The sequence below is a fragment of the Streptomyces tibetensis genome, from assembly GCF_040647715.1.
Taxonomy (GTDB): domain Bacteria; phylum Actinomycetota; class Actinomycetes; order Streptomycetales; family Streptomycetaceae; genus Streptomyces; species Streptomyces tibetensis_A.
Window position 1 is genome coordinate 171,716 of sequence record NZ_JBEZCR010000009.1, and the last position, 17,231, is coordinate 188,946.

15 protein-coding genes are annotated in these 17,231 nt (G+C 73.5%); 7 read left to right on the forward strand and 8 right to left on the reverse strand.

What is annotated here, in order from left to right; genetic code table 11:
• Positions 1–41: 41 nt before the first annotated feature.
• The 3 genes from AB0B29_RS24525 to xylB all read right to left on the reverse strand — a co-directional run bounded on the left by AB0B29_RS24525 (position 42) and on the right by xylB (position 3,538).
• Positions 42–641, reverse strand: coding sequence for an N-acetylmuramoyl-L-alanine amidase (locus AB0B29_RS24525; protein WP_362243490.1), 600 nt, complete (start codon positions 639–641; stop codon positions 42–44).
• 227 nt (positions 642–868) lie between these two features.
• On the reverse strand, positions 869–2,077 hold the full coding sequence (locus AB0B29_RS24530) for an ROK family transcriptional regulator (protein WP_362243493.1): 1,209 nt from the start codon (positions 2,075–2,077) through the stop codon (positions 869–871).
• Positions 2,078–2,092: 15 nt separating this feature from the next.
• The gene (xylB, locus tag AB0B29_RS24535; RefSeq protein WP_362243496.1) at positions 2,093–3,538 is read right to left on the reverse strand and encodes a xylulokinase; all 1,446 of its coding nucleotides are present in this window, start codon (positions 3,536–3,538) and stop codon (positions 2,093–2,095) included.
• Positions 3,539–3,668: 130 nt separating this feature from the next.
• Between xylB and xylA the strand changes: the two genes are divergently transcribed.
• Both xylA and AB0B29_RS24545 read left to right on the forward strand, forming a co-directional pair.
• The gene (gene xylA, locus AB0B29_RS24540; protein WP_362243498.1) at positions 3,669–4,835 is read left to right on the forward strand and encodes a xylose isomerase; all 1,167 of its coding nucleotides are present in this window, start codon (positions 3,669–3,671) and stop codon (positions 4,833–4,835) included.
• 151 nt (positions 4,836–4,986) lie between these two features.
• Entirely contained in the window at positions 4,987–5,325 is a 339-nt protein-coding gene (locus AB0B29_RS24545) for a hypothetical protein (protein WP_362243500.1), read from the forward strand.
• A 43-nt stretch (positions 5,326–5,368) separates the two neighbouring features.
• Here the strand turns inward: AB0B29_RS24545 and AB0B29_RS24550 are convergent, their stop codons facing one another.
• Both AB0B29_RS24550 and AB0B29_RS24555 read right to left on the reverse strand, forming a co-directional pair.
• Positions 5,369–6,643 (reverse strand): SWF or SNF family helicase, encoded by a 1,275-nt coding sequence (locus AB0B29_RS24550; RefSeq protein WP_362243503.1) that lies wholly within the window; start codon positions 6,641–6,643, stop codon positions 5,369–5,371.
• Entirely contained in the window at positions 6,640–9,582 is a 2,943-nt protein-coding gene (locus AB0B29_RS24555; RefSeq protein WP_362243506.1) for a DEAD/DEAH box helicase, read from the reverse strand. Before AB0B29_RS24555 ends, AB0B29_RS24550 begins: the two co-directional genes overlap by 4 nt.
• Before the next feature lie 157 nt (positions 9,583–9,739).
• Here AB0B29_RS24555 and AB0B29_RS24560 point away from each other — a divergent pair, with 157 nt between their 5' ends.
• Positions 9,740–9,922: a hypothetical protein gene (locus AB0B29_RS24560; RefSeq protein WP_234749500.1), complete on the forward strand. Its 183-nt coding sequence runs from the start codon at positions 9,740–9,742 to the stop codon at positions 9,920–9,922.
• 54 nt (positions 9,923–9,976) lie between these two features.
• Here AB0B29_RS24560 and AB0B29_RS24565 read toward each other — a convergent pair whose 3' ends face one another.
• Together AB0B29_RS24565 and AB0B29_RS24570 are read right to left on the reverse strand one after the other, a co-directional pair.
• The gene (locus tag AB0B29_RS24565) at positions 9,977–10,900 is read right to left on the reverse strand and encodes a hypothetical protein (protein ID WP_362243508.1); all 924 of its coding nucleotides are present in this window, start codon (positions 10,898–10,900) and stop codon (positions 9,977–9,979) included.
• 135 nt (positions 10,901–11,035) lie between these two features.
• The gene (locus AB0B29_RS24570; RefSeq protein WP_362243510.1) at positions 11,036–11,332 is read right to left on the reverse strand and encodes a hypothetical protein; all 297 of its coding nucleotides are present in this window, start codon (positions 11,330–11,332) and stop codon (positions 11,036–11,038) included.
• 97 nt (positions 11,333–11,429) lie between these two features.
• Here AB0B29_RS24570 and AB0B29_RS24575 point away from each other — a divergent pair, with 97 nt between their 5' ends.
• Entirely contained in the window at positions 11,430–12,329 is a 900-nt protein-coding gene (locus AB0B29_RS24575) for an oxygenase MpaB family protein (protein WP_362243512.1), read from the forward strand.
• Positions 12,330–12,417: 88 nt separating this feature from the next.
• On the opposite strand, the gene AB0B29_RS24580 is transcribed toward AB0B29_RS24575, so the two are convergent.
• Positions 12,418–13,017 carry a class I SAM-dependent methyltransferase gene (locus tag AB0B29_RS24580; protein WP_362243514.1) on the reverse strand — a complete coding sequence of 200 codons (600 nt, stop codon included), beginning with the start codon at positions 13,015–13,017 and terminating at the stop codon, positions 12,418–12,420.
• A gap of 152 nt (positions 13,018–13,169) precedes the next feature.
• Between AB0B29_RS24580 and AB0B29_RS24585 the strand changes: the two genes are divergently transcribed.
• The 3 genes from AB0B29_RS24585 to AB0B29_RS24595 all read left to right on the forward strand — a co-directional run bounded on the left by AB0B29_RS24585 (position 13,170) and on the right by AB0B29_RS24595 (position 17,226).
• Positions 13,170–13,943, forward strand: a complete 774-nt coding sequence (locus AB0B29_RS24585; RefSeq protein WP_362243516.1) for an MHYT domain-containing protein — start codon at positions 13,170–13,172, stop codon at positions 13,941–13,943.
• Positions 13,944–14,179: 236 nt separating this feature from the next.
• Entirely contained in the window at positions 14,180–16,792 is a 2,613-nt protein-coding gene (locus AB0B29_RS24590) for a sensor histidine kinase (RefSeq protein WP_362243518.1), read from the forward strand.
• On the forward strand, positions 16,789–17,226 hold the full coding sequence (locus AB0B29_RS24595) for a roadblock/LC7 domain-containing protein (protein WP_362243521.1): 438 nt from the start codon (positions 16,789–16,791) through the stop codon (positions 17,224–17,226). The genes AB0B29_RS24590 and AB0B29_RS24595 overlap by 4 nt, the downstream gene beginning before the upstream one ends.
• Positions 17,227–17,231 lie beyond the last annotated feature (5 nt).

Below are 17,231 nucleotides of genomic sequence, written 5' to 3' on the forward strand. Positions count from 1 at the left end.
GAGAGCGCCAGGCATTTCGGGCGTACTTGACGAGCTTGCTCTCAGGCCGACTTGACGAGTCTGAGGTAGCGCTTCCAGTCCCAGTGCCGGCCCGGGTCGGTGTGGTCGCTGCCGGGGACCTCGTGATGGCCGATGATGTGCGCGCGGTTCCTCGGGATGCCGTGCCTCCGGCAGATCGCCGCGGTCAGCCGGGCCGAGCGCTCGTACATGACGTCGGTGAAGTATCCGGGCCGGTCCACCCAGCCTTCGTGCTCGATGCCGATGCTGCGCGTGTTGTAGTGCCAGTTGCCCGCATGCCAGGCGATGTCGGACTCGCGTACGCACTGTGCGACCCGCCCGTCGGAGGAACGCACCACGTAGTGCGCGGACACCTTTTGCCGGGGGTTGCGGAAGACGGACAGGGTGCCGGAGTAGGTCGTCTGCGCCACGTGGATGATCACGTAACGCAGTGGGTGGGCCCGTGGACGGTTGGACGGCGTGTAGTTGCCGCGGCTCGCCGGTCGCCACGCGACTCCGGGATGATCGACGACCCGGGGCCGGGCGTCGGCCCGGGTGCCGGAGAGCAGGCCGGACGGGACGGCGGCGAGGGCGGCGCCCGCCAGAATGCCTCGCCTGCTGGGGAAAAGGGTGGTCTGTGGCATGGGTGTGCGCCTTCCGGGCTCGGTTGGAGGGTGTCTCTCACGCGACTGCGCGAAGCGGCGGCCGTTGCGATCGCGGCTCGCGTGAATCAAGCTACGACGCCCGGCGGCCGGCCCGGAGAGAGCGGCTCGATTCGGTGGACAGGCCCCTTGTTGTGGACAACTCCCTCAACCGGTCGGGTGGTCAGGGCAGGAGGAGCACTGTCTGCGACGGGTGGCGACCCGCCGTTTCAGGGCTGTCCGGCCAACGCCGCCGGGTCGTCCAGCACCGCCCGGATCACCGAATGGGCGGCCCCCAGCAGCGGCCCCTGAGGACCCAGTCGCGACACCGACACGGGGCAGGCGGGACCCGCCGTCCGGCGCGCGAGTTCCTCCTGCAGCGAGGGCAGCAGCCAGGGGGCGAGCCCGGACAGCTCGCCGCCCAGGACCACGCTCTGCGGGTCGAGCAGGTTGACCGCCCCGGTCAGGGCCACGCCCAGCGCGGTACCCGCGTCGCGCAGGGCCCGGCGTACGTCCTCGTCGCCCTGCGCGGCGCGCCCCGCGAGCAACCCGACCCTGTCCTCGTCGGGTTCCAGACCAGCCGCACGCAGCACGGCCTCCTCGCCGGCGTACTGCTCCAGGCAGCCCCGCCCGCCGCAGGCGCACTCCGGCCCGTCCGGCCGGACCGGCACATGCCCCAACTCGCCCGCGAAACCCCGTGTCCCGCGCAGCAACCCGCCGTCCACCACGACCGCCGCGCCGATGCCGATCTCCGCCGAGACGTGCAGGAAGTCGCGAGGTGTGCCGTCACCCAGCCAGAGCTCGGCGAGGGCACCGAAGTTGGCCTCGTTGTCCACGGTCAGTGCGGTGTCCGCGGGCAGCAGCGGGGCGAGGTCCGTGTCGTGCCAGCCGAGGTTCGGGGCCCGCACGACCGTCCGGGCGTCGCGCGCCACCAGACCCGGCACCGCCACGGCGAGTCCGGCCGGGTACAGGCCCTCGCCCTCCGCCTCGTCGACGACCTGCCGGATCAGGTCGGTGAGCTCGGCTAGCACGGGCTGCGGGGAGCGGCCGCGGTTCGCTCCCTGCCGTATCACCCGCGACCGGGTCGTGCCGCGCAGGTCGACGGCGCACACCGCGAGATGGTCCACGCCCACCTCCGCGCCGATGCCGGCCGGACCGCGTCCGCTCACGGCGAGCGCGGAACCGGGCCGTCCCACCCGGCCGGGCCGCTCGGGCCCCAGCTCTTCGAGGAGCCCCGACCGGATGAGCTCGTCGACGAGCGTCGAGACCGCCGCCCGGGTCAGGCCGATCCGCGAGGCGACGGCGGCCCGGGACAGCGGCCCCTCGGCGCGGACGGTGTGCAGGACACGGGCGAGGTTGCGGCGGCGCATGCCCTGCTGGGTGTCGGGCAGAGCCCGTCCCGGGCCGGTGGGACGGGCCTCGTGCAGCGGTGCGGTCATGCCTGACGCCAGTCCTCAGTGGGTGTCCGTGGGCCGCTCCAGCAGCGGAGCCGCGTCGGAGAGTACCCCGGCGATCCTGGTCAGCGTCTCCTGGTCCCGCTCGACGGCGTCGAGCACCGGACCGGCCGCCGTGTCCCAGCGACGCGCGACCGCCGCCGGATCCTCCCCGGTCAGCAGCCCCGCCGCCTGCGCCGCGGCGCCGAGCGCGACCAGTTCCCTGGCCTCGGGCACCTGCACGGGGCGCCCCGACAGCCGCCGCACGGTCTGCTGCCAGGCGGTGCCCCGGGCGCCGCCGCCGATCAGCAGCAGCGGCTCCGACGGGTCCGCGTCCGCGTCGAGGACCAGGTCGAGCGCCCCGAGCAGGGAGTGCACGGCACCGTCGTAGGCGGCCTGGAGCAGCTGGCCCGCGGTCGTGTCATGACGCAGGCCGTGCAGCAGGCCGGAGGCGTTCGGCAGGTTCGGGGTGCGTTCGCCGTCCAGGTAGGGCAGGAGCGTCACGGCCGTGCCGGGCTCGACGGCTTCGCGGTCCAGGCTCAGCAGCGCCGCCACGCGGTCGACGGCGAGCGTGCAGTTCAGGGTGCAGGCCAGGGGCAGCCAGTCGCCGCGGGCGTCGGCGAAGCCCGCCACCGTGCCGCTGGGGTCGGCGGGCCGCCGCTGCGACACGGAGTACACCGTGCCCGAGGTGCCGAGGCTCATCACCGCAACCCCCGGACGCACCCCCAGACCCAGCGCCGCGGCGGCGTTGTCGCCGGTGCCGGGCGCGACCAGCGTGCCCTTGGAGAACGGCAGGTCGTGGCCGTCGCGCACCGTGCCCGCGATCTCGCCGGGCCGGACCACGCGCGGCAGCAGAGCCGGATCGAGCCCCACGTGCGCCAGGATCTCCTCGTCGTAGGCCTCCGTCCGGGACGCCCACCAGCCCGTCCCGCTGGCGTCACCGCGGTCGGTCGTGCCCTGCCCGGTGAGCCGCTCGGTGAGGTAGTCGTGGGGGAGGCGCACGGCCTTCGTGGCGCGTACTGCCTCCGGCTCGTGCTCGGCCAGCCACGCCCACTTGGTGACCGTGAAGGAGGCGGCGGGGACGCTTCCGGTGCGTTCGGCCCAGTACTTCGTTCCGCCCAGCTCCTCCGTCAGCCGGCGGGCCTGAGGAGCCGAACGCACGTCGTTCCACAGCAGGGCGGGCCGCACCGGCTCGCCCTGGCGGTCCAGCGTGACGAGGCCGTGCTGCTGCCCGCCGACCGACACCGCCGCGGCCTCGTGAGCCGGCTCCCCGCACTGGTGCAGGGCCTCGCACAGGGCGTCCCACCACTGACGCGGATCGCTCTCGCGCCCGGCTCCCGAGGAGACCGTGTGCGGCGCCTGGCCGCTCGCGACCACCCGGCCGGTGGACGCGTCGACGACCAGTGCCTTGGTGGACTGGGTCGACGAGTCCACACCGACGACGAGCGGACCCTCGGCTGCTGACATCGGGCTTCTCCCTACTGCGCGCGGCACGTGACTCCGTTCGGAGGCACCTTGTCTCTTCCCAGAGAGGTGCTCGCATACTAATTTGTAAATCGGCATGACGAAATAGCCCCAGCGAGCAAGGAGCCGCGGCATGAGCTTCCAGCCCACCCCCGAGGACAGGTTCACCTTCGGCCTGTGGACCGTCGGCTGGCAGGGACGGGATCCCTTCGGTGACGCCACGCGGCGTGCCCTCGACCCGGTCGAGACGGTGCAGCGCCTGGCCGAGCTGGGCGCCCACGGCGTCACCTTCCACGACGACGACCTGATCCCCTTCGGCTCGAACGACGCCGAACGCGAGGCGCACATCAAGCGCTTCCGGCAGGCGCTGGACGCCACGGGCATGAAGGTCCCGATGGCCACCACCAACCTCTTCACCCATCCCGTCTTCAAGGACGGCGCGTTCACCGCCAACGATCGCGACGTGCGCCGCTACGCCCTGCGCAAGACCATCCGCAACGTCGACCTCGCCGTCGAGCTCGGCGCCCAGGTGTACGTGGCCTGGGGTGGCCGTGAGGGTGCCGAGTCCGGTGCCGCCAAGGACGTCCGCGCGGCCCTGGACCGGATGAAGGAGGCCTTCGACCTGCTCGGCGAGTACGTCACCTCCCAGGGCTACGACCTGCGCTTCGCGATCGAGCCCAAGCCGAACGAGCCGCGCGGCGACATCCTGCTGCCGACCGTCGGTCACGCGCTTGCGTTCATCGAGCGCCTGGAGCGCCCGGAGCTGTACGGCGTGAACCCCGAGGTGGGGCACGAGCAGATGGCCGGGCTGAACTTCCCGCACGGCATCGCGCAGGCCCTGTGGGCGGGCAAGCTGTTCCACATCGACCTCAACGGTCAGTCCGGCATCAAGTACGACCAGGACCTGCGCTTCGGCGCCGGCGACCTGCGTGCCGCGTTCTGGCTGGTGGACCTGCTGGAGTCGGCCGGCTACGCCGGACCGCGCCACTTCGACTTCAAGCCGCCGCGGACCGAGGACCTCGACGGTGTGTGGGCCTCGGCGGCCGGCTGCATGCGCAACTACCTCATCCTCAAGGAGCGAGCCGCCGCTTTCCGCGCCGACCCGGAGGTGCAGGAGGCGCTGCGCGCGGCCCGGCTGGACGAGTTGGCCCAGCCCACCGCCGCGGACGGCCTTCAGGCGCTGCTCGCCGACCGGTCCGCGTTCGAGGCGTTCGACGTGGAAGCGGCCGCCGCGCGCGGCATGGCGTTCGAGCACCTGGACCAGCTGGCGATGGATCACCTGCTGGGGGCGCGTGGCTGAGCCACGCGCGCGTGCGGGCCCGTCGTCCGGCCACTCCGGCCGGCCGGCGGGCCCTGTTCGTGCCGCGGAATCGTGCGATCCACGCGATGAGTCCGTATCAGCTTCCGTCCGCCCCTCCCGGCGTGGGCGGTACGCGGCGACGCTGGACGGTATGGCCCTGCCGCCCGTACCGCCCCACCCGCCCGGACCTCCCCGGCGCCGGAATCCGCTGTTCATCCTGCTCGCCGTGCTCGTGGCCGTGGCAGCCGTGTCGCTCGTGGTGCTCATGGCCTCGGGCCGGGGCGACTCGTCGGACGACAAGACGCCCGGCGAGAGCGCGACCCGCACACCCGCCCCGTCCTTCGGCCTCCCCACGAAGCTGCCCACCATGCTGCCGAGCGAGTTGCCGACCAGGTTGCCGTCGGGTTTCCCGACGCGGTGGCCGAGCGAGCTGCCGAGCGGCCTCGCATCACTCGTCCCGTCCCTGGACCCCGGCGGGCTACTGCCCTGACATCTGCTCCACGTGCCCCTCCGGGGTTTCCGGCCGGTACCGCCTACGGAGAGTTTCCTTCTCCCGGCGCGAGTTCCCCCGAGGCCGGGGCCGTCATCGAGGCCAGGGCCGTCGCCGGATCCGGTGCGGCGCCTGCCGCGGGCTGCCAGCGGCCGCCTTCCTTGCGATAGGGCCACCAGCGGCCGTCCCGGCCGAGGCGGAGCTGGACCGACGCCCCGACGACCGTCCACCGATTGCCCCGTGCCCGCAGTTCCGGCCGTTCGCCGGCGTCCCAGGCCGAGTCCAGGGCGGCACGCGCGCGTGCGAGCGTTTCACCCTCCACGCGCCACTCCTCATCCAGGACGGACAGCGCGGCCGTCCCGCCGTGACGCCAGGCGCGCACGGCCGTCGCCAGCCCTTCCCGGCCGCGTCCGGACCCGTCGGCGAGCCGGTCGGCGACATCCCGTCCGGGATCGCCCGCGGCCAGCCGCACCGCGTCCTGCGCCGATCGCAACTGCGTGGGGTAGCCGCCCCGGAGCGCCTCCCGGAGCAGGCCGCGGGCCCGTACGGCCGTCCGAGCGGCCAGGAATTCCAGCGCGAGCGGGTCGAGGCCGGGGGCGGGCGGCGTGTCGGTGTCGAGGGACGGCGGCGCTCCCGGCTCGCCGGGCGCATCGGGCAGCGGCGGCAGCGGGGGCAGGATGTCACCGGCCGCGTACGCCTCGGCCGCGTCCACACCCTCCGGCGCCGGGGCCTGCGCGGCGGAGGAACCGCTGCGCCTCTGGAGATCTTCCAGCACCGCGCCCTCGGTGCGCCCCCGCATCAGCAGCAGCACGAACGGGTCCTGGTCCAGCAGGCGTGCCACCTGGTAGCAGAGTGCCGCCGTGTGCCCGCAGTGGTCCCAGGCCCCGCAGCCGCACTCCGGCTCCAGATCACCGAGGCCGGGGAGCAGGTCGATGCCCGCGTCCCCGGCGTCCTCGACCAGGTGCGGCGGCATCTCCCGGTCCAGCAGCGCCGCCACGTGACCGGCCCGCTCCGCCGCCATGTCCAGGAAGCGGTCCCATCGTTCGGGAGTGAGCTCCTCCAGCAGGACGTCGGCCCGGTGCGCCGTACGGTCGCGGTCCTGGACGACGGCCGTGAGCCGCCCCGGGCGAACCGACACCGCGCCGACCGCACCCGCACGGGCGAGCCGACGACCCGTCTTGAGCTGCGCCGTGTCCAACGCGGTGCCTTCGAGAGCCTGCAGCCAGGCCCGGCCCCACCAGGACTGCGCGAAGCCCCGTCCGTGCGCGGGCGGCAGTGCGGGGAAGGTGCGTTCCGTGTCGCCCTCGTGCCGTGTCATCGCAGGCCTCCTCGCAGTTCGACCAGATCCGCCAGTTCCGCGTCCGTCAGCTCCGTGAGCGCCGCCTCGCCGGCCCCCAGGACCGCGTCCGCCAGCTCCCGCTTGCGCAGCAGCAGGTCGGCGATGCGGTCCTCGATCGTTCCCTCCGCGATGATCCGGTGCACTTGCACGGGCCGGGTCTGGCCGATGCGGTACGCGCGGTCCGTGGCCTGTGCCTCGACGGCCGGGTTCCACCAGCGGTCGTAATGCACGACGTGCTCCGCCCTGGTGAGGTTCAGCCCGGTGCCCGCCGCCTTCAACGACAGCAGGAACACCGGGATCTCGCCGTCCTGGAAGCGCCGCACCATGGCCTCGCGCTCGGGGACGGGTGTCCCTCCGTGCAGGAACAGCGAGGGTGTGCCGCGGGTGGCGAGGTGCCGTTCCAGGAGACGGGCCATCTGCACGTACTGCGTGAAGACCAGTACGCCCGCATCCTCGGCGAGGATCGTGTCGAGCAGCTCGTCCAGCAGCTCCAGCTTCCCCGAGCGCCCGGCGATCACGGGGCGTTCCTCCTTGAGGTACTGCGCCGGATGGTTGCAGATCTGCTTGAGCCCGGTCAGCAGCTTCACGATCAGGCCCCGCCGCGCCATGCCGCCGGCGCCGGAGACCTCCGCGAGCGCCTCCCGCACCACCGCCTCGTACAGGGCCACCTGCTCCTGGGTGAGCGACACGGCGCGATCGGTCTCGGTCTTCGGCGGAAGTTCGGGCGCGATCCCAGGATCCGATTTGCGGCGACGCAGCAGGAACGGCCGTACGAGCCGGGCCAGCCGGTCGGCTGCGGCCGGGTCCTGGCCACCCTCCACAGCCTCCGCGTACCGCCGGCGGAAGGCGCCGAGCCGGCCCAGCAGCCCCGGAGTCGTCCAGTCGAGGATCGCCCACAGCTCCGACAGGTTGTTCTCCACCGGGGTGCCGGTGAGCGCCACGCGCGCGCGTGCGCCGATGGAGCGCAGTTCGCGCGCGGTGGAGGAGTACGGGTTCTTCACGTGCTGGGCCTCGTCCGCCACGAGCAGGCCCCACGGCACCCGGGCGAGCCGCGGCGCGTCCAGGCGCATCGTGCCGTACGTGGTGAGCACGAACTCCCCGTCGGCCAGGTCGTCCAGGCCGCGCCGAGTCCCGTGGAAGCGCCGTACCGGTGTGCCGGGGGCGAACCGTTCGATCTCCCGCTGCCAGTTGCCCATGAGGGACGTCGGGCAGACCACCAGGGTGGGTCCGGCGGAGAGTGCGTCGGACTGCCGGTGCAGGTGGAGGGCGATCAGCGTGATCGTCTTGCCGAGTCCCATGTCGTCGGCGAGACAGCAGCCCAATCCGAGTGACGTCATACTCGCGAGCCAGTTCAGGCCCCGCCGCTGGTAGTCCCGCAGGGTGGCGGCGAGGGCGGCCGGCTGCTCCACGGACCGCTGCCCCTCGGGGGTCGCGAGCCGCTCCCGCAGATCCGCCAGCCATCCCGTGGGCCGCACCTCGACCCGGCGGCCCTCCACCTCCGCCCAGCCCGTCAAGGCCGCGCCCAGGGCCTCCACGGGCGTCACCCGGCGGTCCTGCCGGGAACGGGCCAGGCGGGCCTCCTGAGGGTCGATCAGGACCCACTGGTCGCGCAGCCGGACCACCGGCCGCTTCGCCTCGGCCAGACGGTCCAGTTCCTCCCGGTCCAGTCGCCTCTCGCCCAGGGCGAAGGACCAGGTGAAGGCGAGCAGCGCGTCGGCCGAAAGGAACGACGGCACGCCCGCGAGGGCCGCGCCGGGCTCCGGCGCGCCGTCCGACTCACTGTCGCCGGGCCCCACCTCCGCGCGCGTGCTGAGCTCACGGGACAGCCCCCTCGGCCAGTGCACATCGACCCCGGCCGCGCTCAGAGCCCGGGCACCGGCGCCGAGAAGCTCGGTGACCTCCTCGTCGGCGAGTTCCGCCGCGTCCGGCACGGAAGCCGACAGCAGGGGCGTGAGCGGGGCCCAGGCCCGGGCCGCACGGCGCAGGGCGAGCAGCGCGTCCATCCGCGCGCGCGGACCGAAGGCCTCGCCCAGGGACCCGGCCCAGACGTCCGCGGCGTCCGCGACCAACGCCGGATCGCTGACGCTGTGCACCTGAAGCACGGCCCGGAAGGTCACGCCCGCGCCGTCGTCCGCCGAGTCGGTGAGCCCGTCCGCCTCGATCCGCAGCGACAACCGGACGCCCGCGTCGTGGCCCGCGGCGACAGCGGCGGCCCAGGCACGCTGTTCGGGCAACCGCACCGGATCCTGCGCGGCGTAGGCGGGGCCGCCCGTCACGAGGGGTGCGGCGGGGGAGCGGGGCAGGGAGTCGGCGACCGCGTCGAGGAAGGCGCGCAGGAGCTGCTCCGGGTCGGGCAACCGCATCGGCCCGGCGCTCTCCAGGGGGACGGCGTGCGCTTCGGGAGGCATCGCGGCGGCGAGGCGGCGTACGGCCTCGATGTCCTGGGCGCGCAGCGGTCCCGCGCGCCAGGCGTCGTGATCGCCCGGGGACAGTCCCGGCAACAGCAGTCCGCGGGCGACGAGGTGCAGGGCGTGCAGGGCGGCCGCGCCCCAGAAGACGGTGGACCGGTGCCCCTGCTCGCCGACACGCGCGCGCGTGAGGACCGGCAAGGCCGTGCGAACCGGCATCAGGACGGCGGGCAGGCTCATTTTCTCGACCCCACCGTCGTGAGGCACGGCGACCGTCAGGTCCGTGACGGACGCGGACTCCCACACCGGAAGGGGAGCGCCGTCGGGCCGCCAGAAGGCGAGGCTGCCGGCGCGCGCGGGATCGCCGGGCAGGAAAACGGAGCGGCACAGGGCCAGTTCGGAGTCGTCGGAGGAGGGTGCCGGGTGATTCCGATGCTCGGCTATGGCGTAGTCCTCAAATTTGACTAGTGAGAGCGGAGTCGCCGAGAGTACAGCACTTTCAGTGCGCATGGGTATGGATGTGCTGTGAGCTGGGTCACCATGGAGGTCTCAGGGGTGCGTCGGGTCGCACCTCAGGGATGTCTCAGGGTCGCGGTCCGGAACCGCCGTGGAGGCGGGTCCGTTTTCGAGACAGAGAGCGGCAGTGGCCGCGAAGGAGGCGACAGTCATGTCGAACAACGCCAAGATCGCCGCGGGGGGTGTGGCGGTCGGGCTCATCCTGCTGATCTGGCTGCCCTGGTGGGCATCGCTCCTGATCATCCTGGGAGTCCCGGCCGCCGCGTACCTCACGCTCGACCCGTCGCAGCGGCGCAGGCTGCGCCGCGCCACCCGCAAGGAACTCGGCCGCTGAGGCCCCGGCTCCGCGCGACCGGCCGGGCACCGCAAGGAGCCCGGCCGCACCGGCTCAGTTCGGCCGCACGGCCATTTTGTCCAGCGCCTCCAGGAGACTCGGCAGTTCCGGCCCCCTGCCCACCGGCAGGACCTCACCGGGCTCCTCGTCCAGCAGCACGAACGCGATGTCGTCGGTTCGCGCGACGAGCGACCAGCCCGGACCGTCGGCCCGCAGGGTCCGGGCGTCACCCGGCGCGAAGGAGGACCTGACCCGGCCCAGCGGCGGCGGCGAGTCGATGTAGGTACGGGCCTCCGCGAGAACGCGCCGGATGCCGCTGTGGCCACCCTTCTGCGCGTCCGCCCCGCGCCCGCCCGATTCGTCGGCCGTCCGGCGCCCGCCCGATCCGTCGGCGGTCCCGCTTCCGTCCGGGCCGTCGGTCGCGGCGCTGTCGTCTCCCGGGGAGCCGGGAGCCTCGGTGGACTCCGGCGTCCGGAACGCCGTGTCGTCGACCTGCTCCCGCCATGTCGCCCATTGCAGCGCGATCTCGTCCGCGCCCAGACGCCGCTGGGCCGGGCCCCACACGCCGGTGTCCGGCGGGGTCAGCGGGGGCCGGTCGTCAGCCTCCGGACCCGGATCGTGCGGCGCGGGCACGCCGGGGGCCGCGACGGCGACCGCGAGGGGCCACCCGGGCAAGGCCGCGACGACCGTGCGCTCGTCGGGCGACAGCTCGTACTCCATGCCGCAGTCCCAGGAGGCGATCGCGACGGCCACCAGCGAGACGTCGTCGATGGCCACCGTCCACCGGGCGCCCTCGCCGTCCTGGCCGAGCACCAGCCCGTACCCGTCGGCGAGCGGCGCGAGGCCGAGCGCCGCGCATGCCTCGGGATAGTCGTCGCCCAGTACGCTCGGGAACTTCGCCGGCGTCAGCAGCACCGCCGTGAGCACATAGAGCGCATCGTCCGCGGCGGCGACGGCTTCCTCGTCCGTCCCGGCCATCCCAGCCTCCCCATCGGTTCGTCCACCGGCGCGCACCCTAATGCGCCCGCAAGCCCCTTGTCACGGTCTCGCAGGCGCACTCGGAGCTGCAGTTTTCCGGCGGACGGGGCGAATCGGCCGTCCTGGAGGCGCACCTCATGCCGCCGGCAGCCCCAGCAACCCGCGGGCCACGGTCTCCGGCGACTGACCGCGCTCACGGGCCAGTGCGACCACGGCCCGGCAGGCCAGCTCGTTCACGCCGAACGACAGCGCCTCCGGCGACACCCAGCCGGCCGCTTCGTCGGCCTGCTCCGGGCGGTTCTCCGCGCAGGCCGTGACATAGGTCGCCGCAGCCTCGAAAAGATTGTGCGGACGCTTGTCCTCACCGGCTTTCGGCTCCGTGCGCAAGACATCGGCGACCCTTCCCCCGGCTCTGCGGAACCGGTCCCACATGCTGACCACCTTCCCTCTGCCTCTGCCGTGCCCGGTCGTTCATCTCCCGGTCTCCAACGTAAAGTTGCAGATCCTGGGGCAGAAGGGGGACGGAGCAGTGAAACGCTTCTCACGGCTCGAACAGATCCGGCGGATGGACCCGTACGAGGAGGCCACGGAGATCTACCGGCTCAGCGTCGCCCACGAGTTCCCCTGGGACTTCACACGCGCCCTGGAGCTGGCCCTGTTCCGCACGTACGCCGTCCCCGGCATCGGCAGGCTGCTCGCGCGCACGGCAGAGCTCACGGACAGGACGCAGAAGCGCTACGACGACACCTCGCTGCTGCTGGACGCCGTCGTCGAGCACGGTTTCGGCAGTGAGCAGGGCAGGACCGCCATCCGCCGCATCAACCAGATGCACCGCAGCTACGACATCAGCGACGACGACATGCGGTACGTGCTCTGCACCTTCGTCGTGATGCCCAAGCGCTGGATCGATGCCTACGGCTGGCGCAGGATGTCACGCCACGAGATCGTCGCCAGTGTGGTCCACTACCGCACCCTGGGCCGTCACATGGGAATCAAGGGCATCCCTGAGACCTACGAGGAGTTCGAGCGCTGCCTCGACTCGTACGAGGCCGCCCACTTCGCCTGGGACGAGGACGCCCGGCGCGTCTCGGACGCCACGCTGCGCCTGATGGCCTCCTGGTACCCCGGCCCCCTCGCGCCCCTGCTGCGCACCATGACCCTCGCGTTGCTCGACGACTCGCTGCTGCACGCCTTCCGCTACACCCCGCCGAGTGCCACCACGCGCGCGTGGGTGAGGCGCGCCGTCCGGCTCCGGGGCCGCGCCGTCCGCCTGCTGCCGCCCCGGCGCACCCCGCACTTCGCCCGCCAGAACCGGGAGATCAAGGGGTACCCGTACGGCTACCGGATCGCAGATCTCGGCACCCGCCCGGTCCCGGGCGTCCGGGGCTGCCCGGTGCGGCACGCCGCGCCGGACGACCGGACGGGGTGACACGGGGCGGGACGACCGGGCGGGCTGAGGCGGGGCCGGACGACCGGGCGGGGCGACACCGGGCCGGACGCCCGGGGGGCGACGCGGCTCAGTCCTCGCGCACGGCGAGTGCCAGGAAACGGGAGTCCTCGTCGACGTACGACCTCAGGCGCCACCCGGAACCGGCCAGAAGGGGGCGGAGGTTGGGCTCGGCACGCAGGTCCTCAGGGGTGAGCGGACGACCGTGGCGTGCTGCGAGAGCCTCCCTGCCGATGGGGTGGAACAGCGCCAGCACCCCACCGGGGCGCACCACGCGTGCCAGTTCCGACAGGTCCTCGGCCGGACTCCCCAGGTGCGAGATGAGGCCCGCTCCGAACACGGCGTCCAGCGACCGCGAGCGCAGGGGCAGCGCGGCGACGTCCGTGAGCAGCAACTGCCCGTCGCGGTCCCGTCCGGCCCGCACGGCCTCCCGCAGCATGGCCGGCGTCAGATCGGCCCCGAGGACCATCCCCGACGGCCCCACGGCGGCTCGCAGGGGCGGCAGCGCGCGTCCGGTGCCGCACCCCGCGTCCAGCACCCGGTCGCCCGTACGCAGTCCGAGCTCGGCGACCGCGGCCGCGTAGGCCGGGCCGTCGTCGGGGAAACGGCTGTCCCAGTCGGCGGCGCGGGCGGTGAAGAACTCCTGGACACGCGTCTGCTCGTCGCTCATGTACCGCATGATTCCTCACCGGCACGGATGACGCCTCAGTGCACACGTTCGAGCGTGACCCGATCGTTCCGGTACAGCCTCGGGTCATATTCCAACACCTTTCGAAATGCGCCCCCTTCGGGTGCCGGTGCCGGGTCTAGCGTCCCGGGGCCATGGGACACCTGGACCACGCAGCCCTGGGGTGGCTGACCCCCGCACTGTCGTACGCAATGGCCTGCATAGGCGCCGCGCTCGGTCTGCGCTGCACCGTCCGCGCGCTCGCGACGACCGGGCGCTCGCGCCGCAACTGGCTCGTCACCGCCGCCTCGGCGATCGGCACCGGCATCTGGACCATGCACTTCGTGGCCATGCTCGGCTTCGGCGTCACCGGCACCGACATCCGCTACGACGTGCCGCTCACGTTGCTGAGTCTGCTCGTCGCCATGCTCGTCGTCTGCGCCGGTGTCTTCGCCGTCGGTTACGGCAAGGACCGCGGCCGCGCCCTGCTCGCCGGCGGGCTCACCACCGGCCTCGGCGTCGCGAGCATGCACTACCTCGGCATGGCGGCCGTCCGGCTGCACGGCGACGTGACCTACGACCCGCTGCTCGTCGCACTCTCCGTGCTGATCGCGGTCGTCGCGGCCACGGCGGCCCTGTGGGCTGCCCTCAACATCAAGTCGCCCGTGGCGGTCACCATCGCCTCCCTGATCATGGGCGCCGCCGTCAGCAGCATGCACTACACCGGGATGTTCGCGGTGGGCGTGCGCGTCACGCCTTCCGGGGAGGCGCTGCCCGGGGCCTCGGCGATGCAGTTCATCTTCCCCCTCGCCGTCGGCCTCGGCTCCTACCTCTTCCTGACGTCGGCCTTCGTCGCGCTGTCGCCCACAGCGGGGGAGCGTGCGGCCTCCGCCTCGGCCCAGCGCCCGGTCCAGGGCGCCGTCCCCTAGCCACGAGGGGGCCCGAGACCGCCGACCGCTGCCGAGCGGCCCGGGGGGGCAAGGCATGCCTCTCGGTGCACGAGTCCCGGCGGACAAGGAGGGGCCGTCCCAGCGGTCCGGGCGGCGGTGGCGCACCCATCCGCATGGACAGTCCCCTCCCCGTCGGGCCATGCGCTCCAAGCCCCACGCGCCCCCGGCGGGACGCCGGCCCTCAGCCCTCCGACCCACTCCCGAGCGAGGAGTCCATGCGCACACCCCGTAGGACCCCCACCGCCGGCGCCGAGGCGCCGCCCCCTCCCTTGCGCGGGCGCCGCGCGCACGCCGGACCACCGGCCGACGAGAGCAGCGACACCGTCTCGGACGCCGCACCGGACGAGGCGCCCGCGCGCGCGGAGCGCTGGCACATACGCCCCCGCACCGTACGCGCCAAGATCGTCTGCCTGCTGATGGTGCCGGTCGTCTCCCTCCTGGCCCTGTGGGGATACGCCACCGTCACCACCGCCCAGGACGTCTCCCGGCTCCGGCAGGTCCAGCGCGTCGACGCCACCGTCCGCGCCCCCGTCTCCGCAGCCGTCACCGCCCTCCAGGCCGAACGCGCCGCCGCCGTACGTCGCGCCACCGAGCCGTCCGCCGTCCGGACCGGCGAACTGGACGAGCTGGCCCGGCGCACCGACCGGGCCGTCGCGAGACTCCGGCTCGGGCAGGGCACCACCGTCGCCGACAGCGGGGAACTGCCCGCCGGAGTCGCCCAGCGGCTGAAGACGTTCGTCTCCGATGCCGAACAACTGCGGCCCCTGCGCACCGCGGTACGAGACCGGCGCGCCGGCTGGGCCGAGACGTACGACCGCTACACCCGGACCATCTCGGCCGCGTTCGGCGTCGGAGGCGCACTCACCGGCATCCGGGACGCCGACCTCGGATCCGACGCGCGCGTGCTGCTCGAACTGGCCCGCGCGGGCGAGGCGTTGGCCCAGGAGGACGCCCTGCTGGCGAGCGCCCGCCTGGAGGGCACCCTGACGGGGGAGCGGCTGCGCCTCTTCACCGGCGCCGTCGACCTGCGCCGTACGCTCACCGAGTCGGCCGTGGCGGACCTGAGCGGCGTCGAACGCTCCGCGTGGGAGGCCCTCGCCGGCAGCAGCGCCTACGCCGGCCTGGACGAAACCGAGGACGTCGTCCTCACCCGGGGACCGGGCACGAAGGCGGTCGAAGCGGCACCCGAGAGCAGCTGGAACACGGCACACGCGCGCGTGCAGAGCGGCATGCGCACCATCGATGACGACGCGGCACGCGGAGTCGCCGACCGGGCCGACCCGTTCACCCGGGGACTGCTTACCCCGGCCGGCGCCGCCGTCCTGCTCGGCCTCGCCGCCGTCGCCGCCTCGCTCGTCATCTCCGTGCGCATCGGCCGCGGCCTCGTGGTGGAACTGGAAGGCCTGCGCAACAGCGCCCTGGAGATCGCCCGGCGCAAACTGCCCGACGCCATGCACAGACTGCGCGCGGGCGAGGAGATCGACATCCGGGCCGAGGCACCGCCGGGAGCGCCCGCGGAGGACGAGACGGGCCAGGTCGCCGAGGCCCTCACCACCGTGCACCGCGCTGCGCTGCGGGCCGCCGTGGAACGCGCCGAACTCGCCAGCGGCATCTCCGGCGTCTTCGTCAACCTCGCCCGCCGCAGCCAGATCCTCGTGCACCGGCAGCTGGCCCTCCTCGACAGCATGGAACGCCGCTCCGACGATCCCAACGAGCTGAGCGACCTCTTCCGCCTCGACCACCTCACCACCCGTATGAGGCGGCACGCGGAGAGCCTGATCATCCTCTCCGGTGCCGCCCCGGGCCGGGCCTGGCGCATGCCCGTCTCCCTGACGAACGTGGTCCGCGCGGCCGTCTCCGAAGTGGAGGACTACGCGCGCGTGGAGGTACGGCAACTCCCCGAGGCGGCCGTCGTCGGCGCGGCCGTCGCCGACCTCACCCATCTGCTGGCCGAGATCATCGAGAACGCCGCCCAGTTCTCCCCGCCCCACACGCGGGTGCGCGTCACCGGCGAACCCGTCGGCAACGGCTACGCCGTCGAGGTCGAGGACCGCGGCCTCGGCATGGGCGACGAAACCCTCGCCGAAGCCAACCGCCGCATCGCTCAGTCCGAGGCGCTCGACCTGTTCGACAGCGACCGGCTCGGCCTGTTCGTGGTCAGCAGGCTCGCCGCCCGGCACGACGTCAAAGTCCAGCTGAGGACCTCCCCGTACGGCGGCACCACCGCGGTCGTCCTGCTGCCCACCGCTCTCCTTCACACGGGCGCGGCACCACGCTCCCCCGAAGCGGTGGAACCCGCGCGGCAACCCGGGGCCCGCACCTGTGCGCGCGTGCCCGACGACACACCGCTCCAGGATGCCGTCCCCGCCCACGGTGACCGGAGGGCCCTTGTGGCTCCGGTGCCGTCCGCCGCTCAGCCCGAGACCTCGCCTCACGCGGATCTCTCCCGTCGCGCGGCGACTTCACGACACGCGGAGACCTCAGGGCTCCCGGACGGCCCTCGTCACCTGGAGACCCCGAGCCAGCCCCCAGCCCCAGGAGTCGCCACCTTGCGACTGCACCGACCACCGCAGCAGCCCGAAGACTACGACGACCTCCCCCGGCGCGTACGTCAGGCCAGCCTCGCTCCCCAACTGCGCGACCGGCGCCCCGAGGAACAGCCGCCCGCGCCCGCCCCCCTGGACGACGAGCGAACACCCGAACTCGTACGCGACCGCATGGCCGCCTACCGCGACGGCTGGGCGCGCGGCGGCGGCAGGCGGCCCGGCCGCGGCACCACTCCCGGCCCCGCGACGGGCAGCGACAGCAGCGAAGGAGACCCCGCATGATCCAGGATCCGAGCGCACAGTCCGCCCGGCGAACCGGCGAACTCGACTGGCTGCTGGACGATCTGGTGCTCCGCGTGACCGACATCCGGCACGCCGTGGTGCTGTCCAACGACGGCCTGGCCGTGGGCGCGTCGTCCGGCCTGCGCCGCGAGGACGCCGAGCACCTCGCGGCGGTCGCCTCGGGCTTCCACAGCCTCGCCAAGGGCGCGGGACGGCACTTCGGCGCCGGCGGGGTCCGCCAGACCATGGTGGAGATGGACGAGGGCTTCCTGTTCGTGGCCGCCGCGGGCGACGGCTCCTGCCTCGCCCTCCTCACCGCCGTCACCGCCGATATCGGTCTCGTGGCCTACGAGATGGCACGCCTGGTCAAACGCGTCGGCGAGCACCTCGGCACGGCGCCCCGCACGGCCGCGCGGCCACCCGTCGCCGGATGAACCGG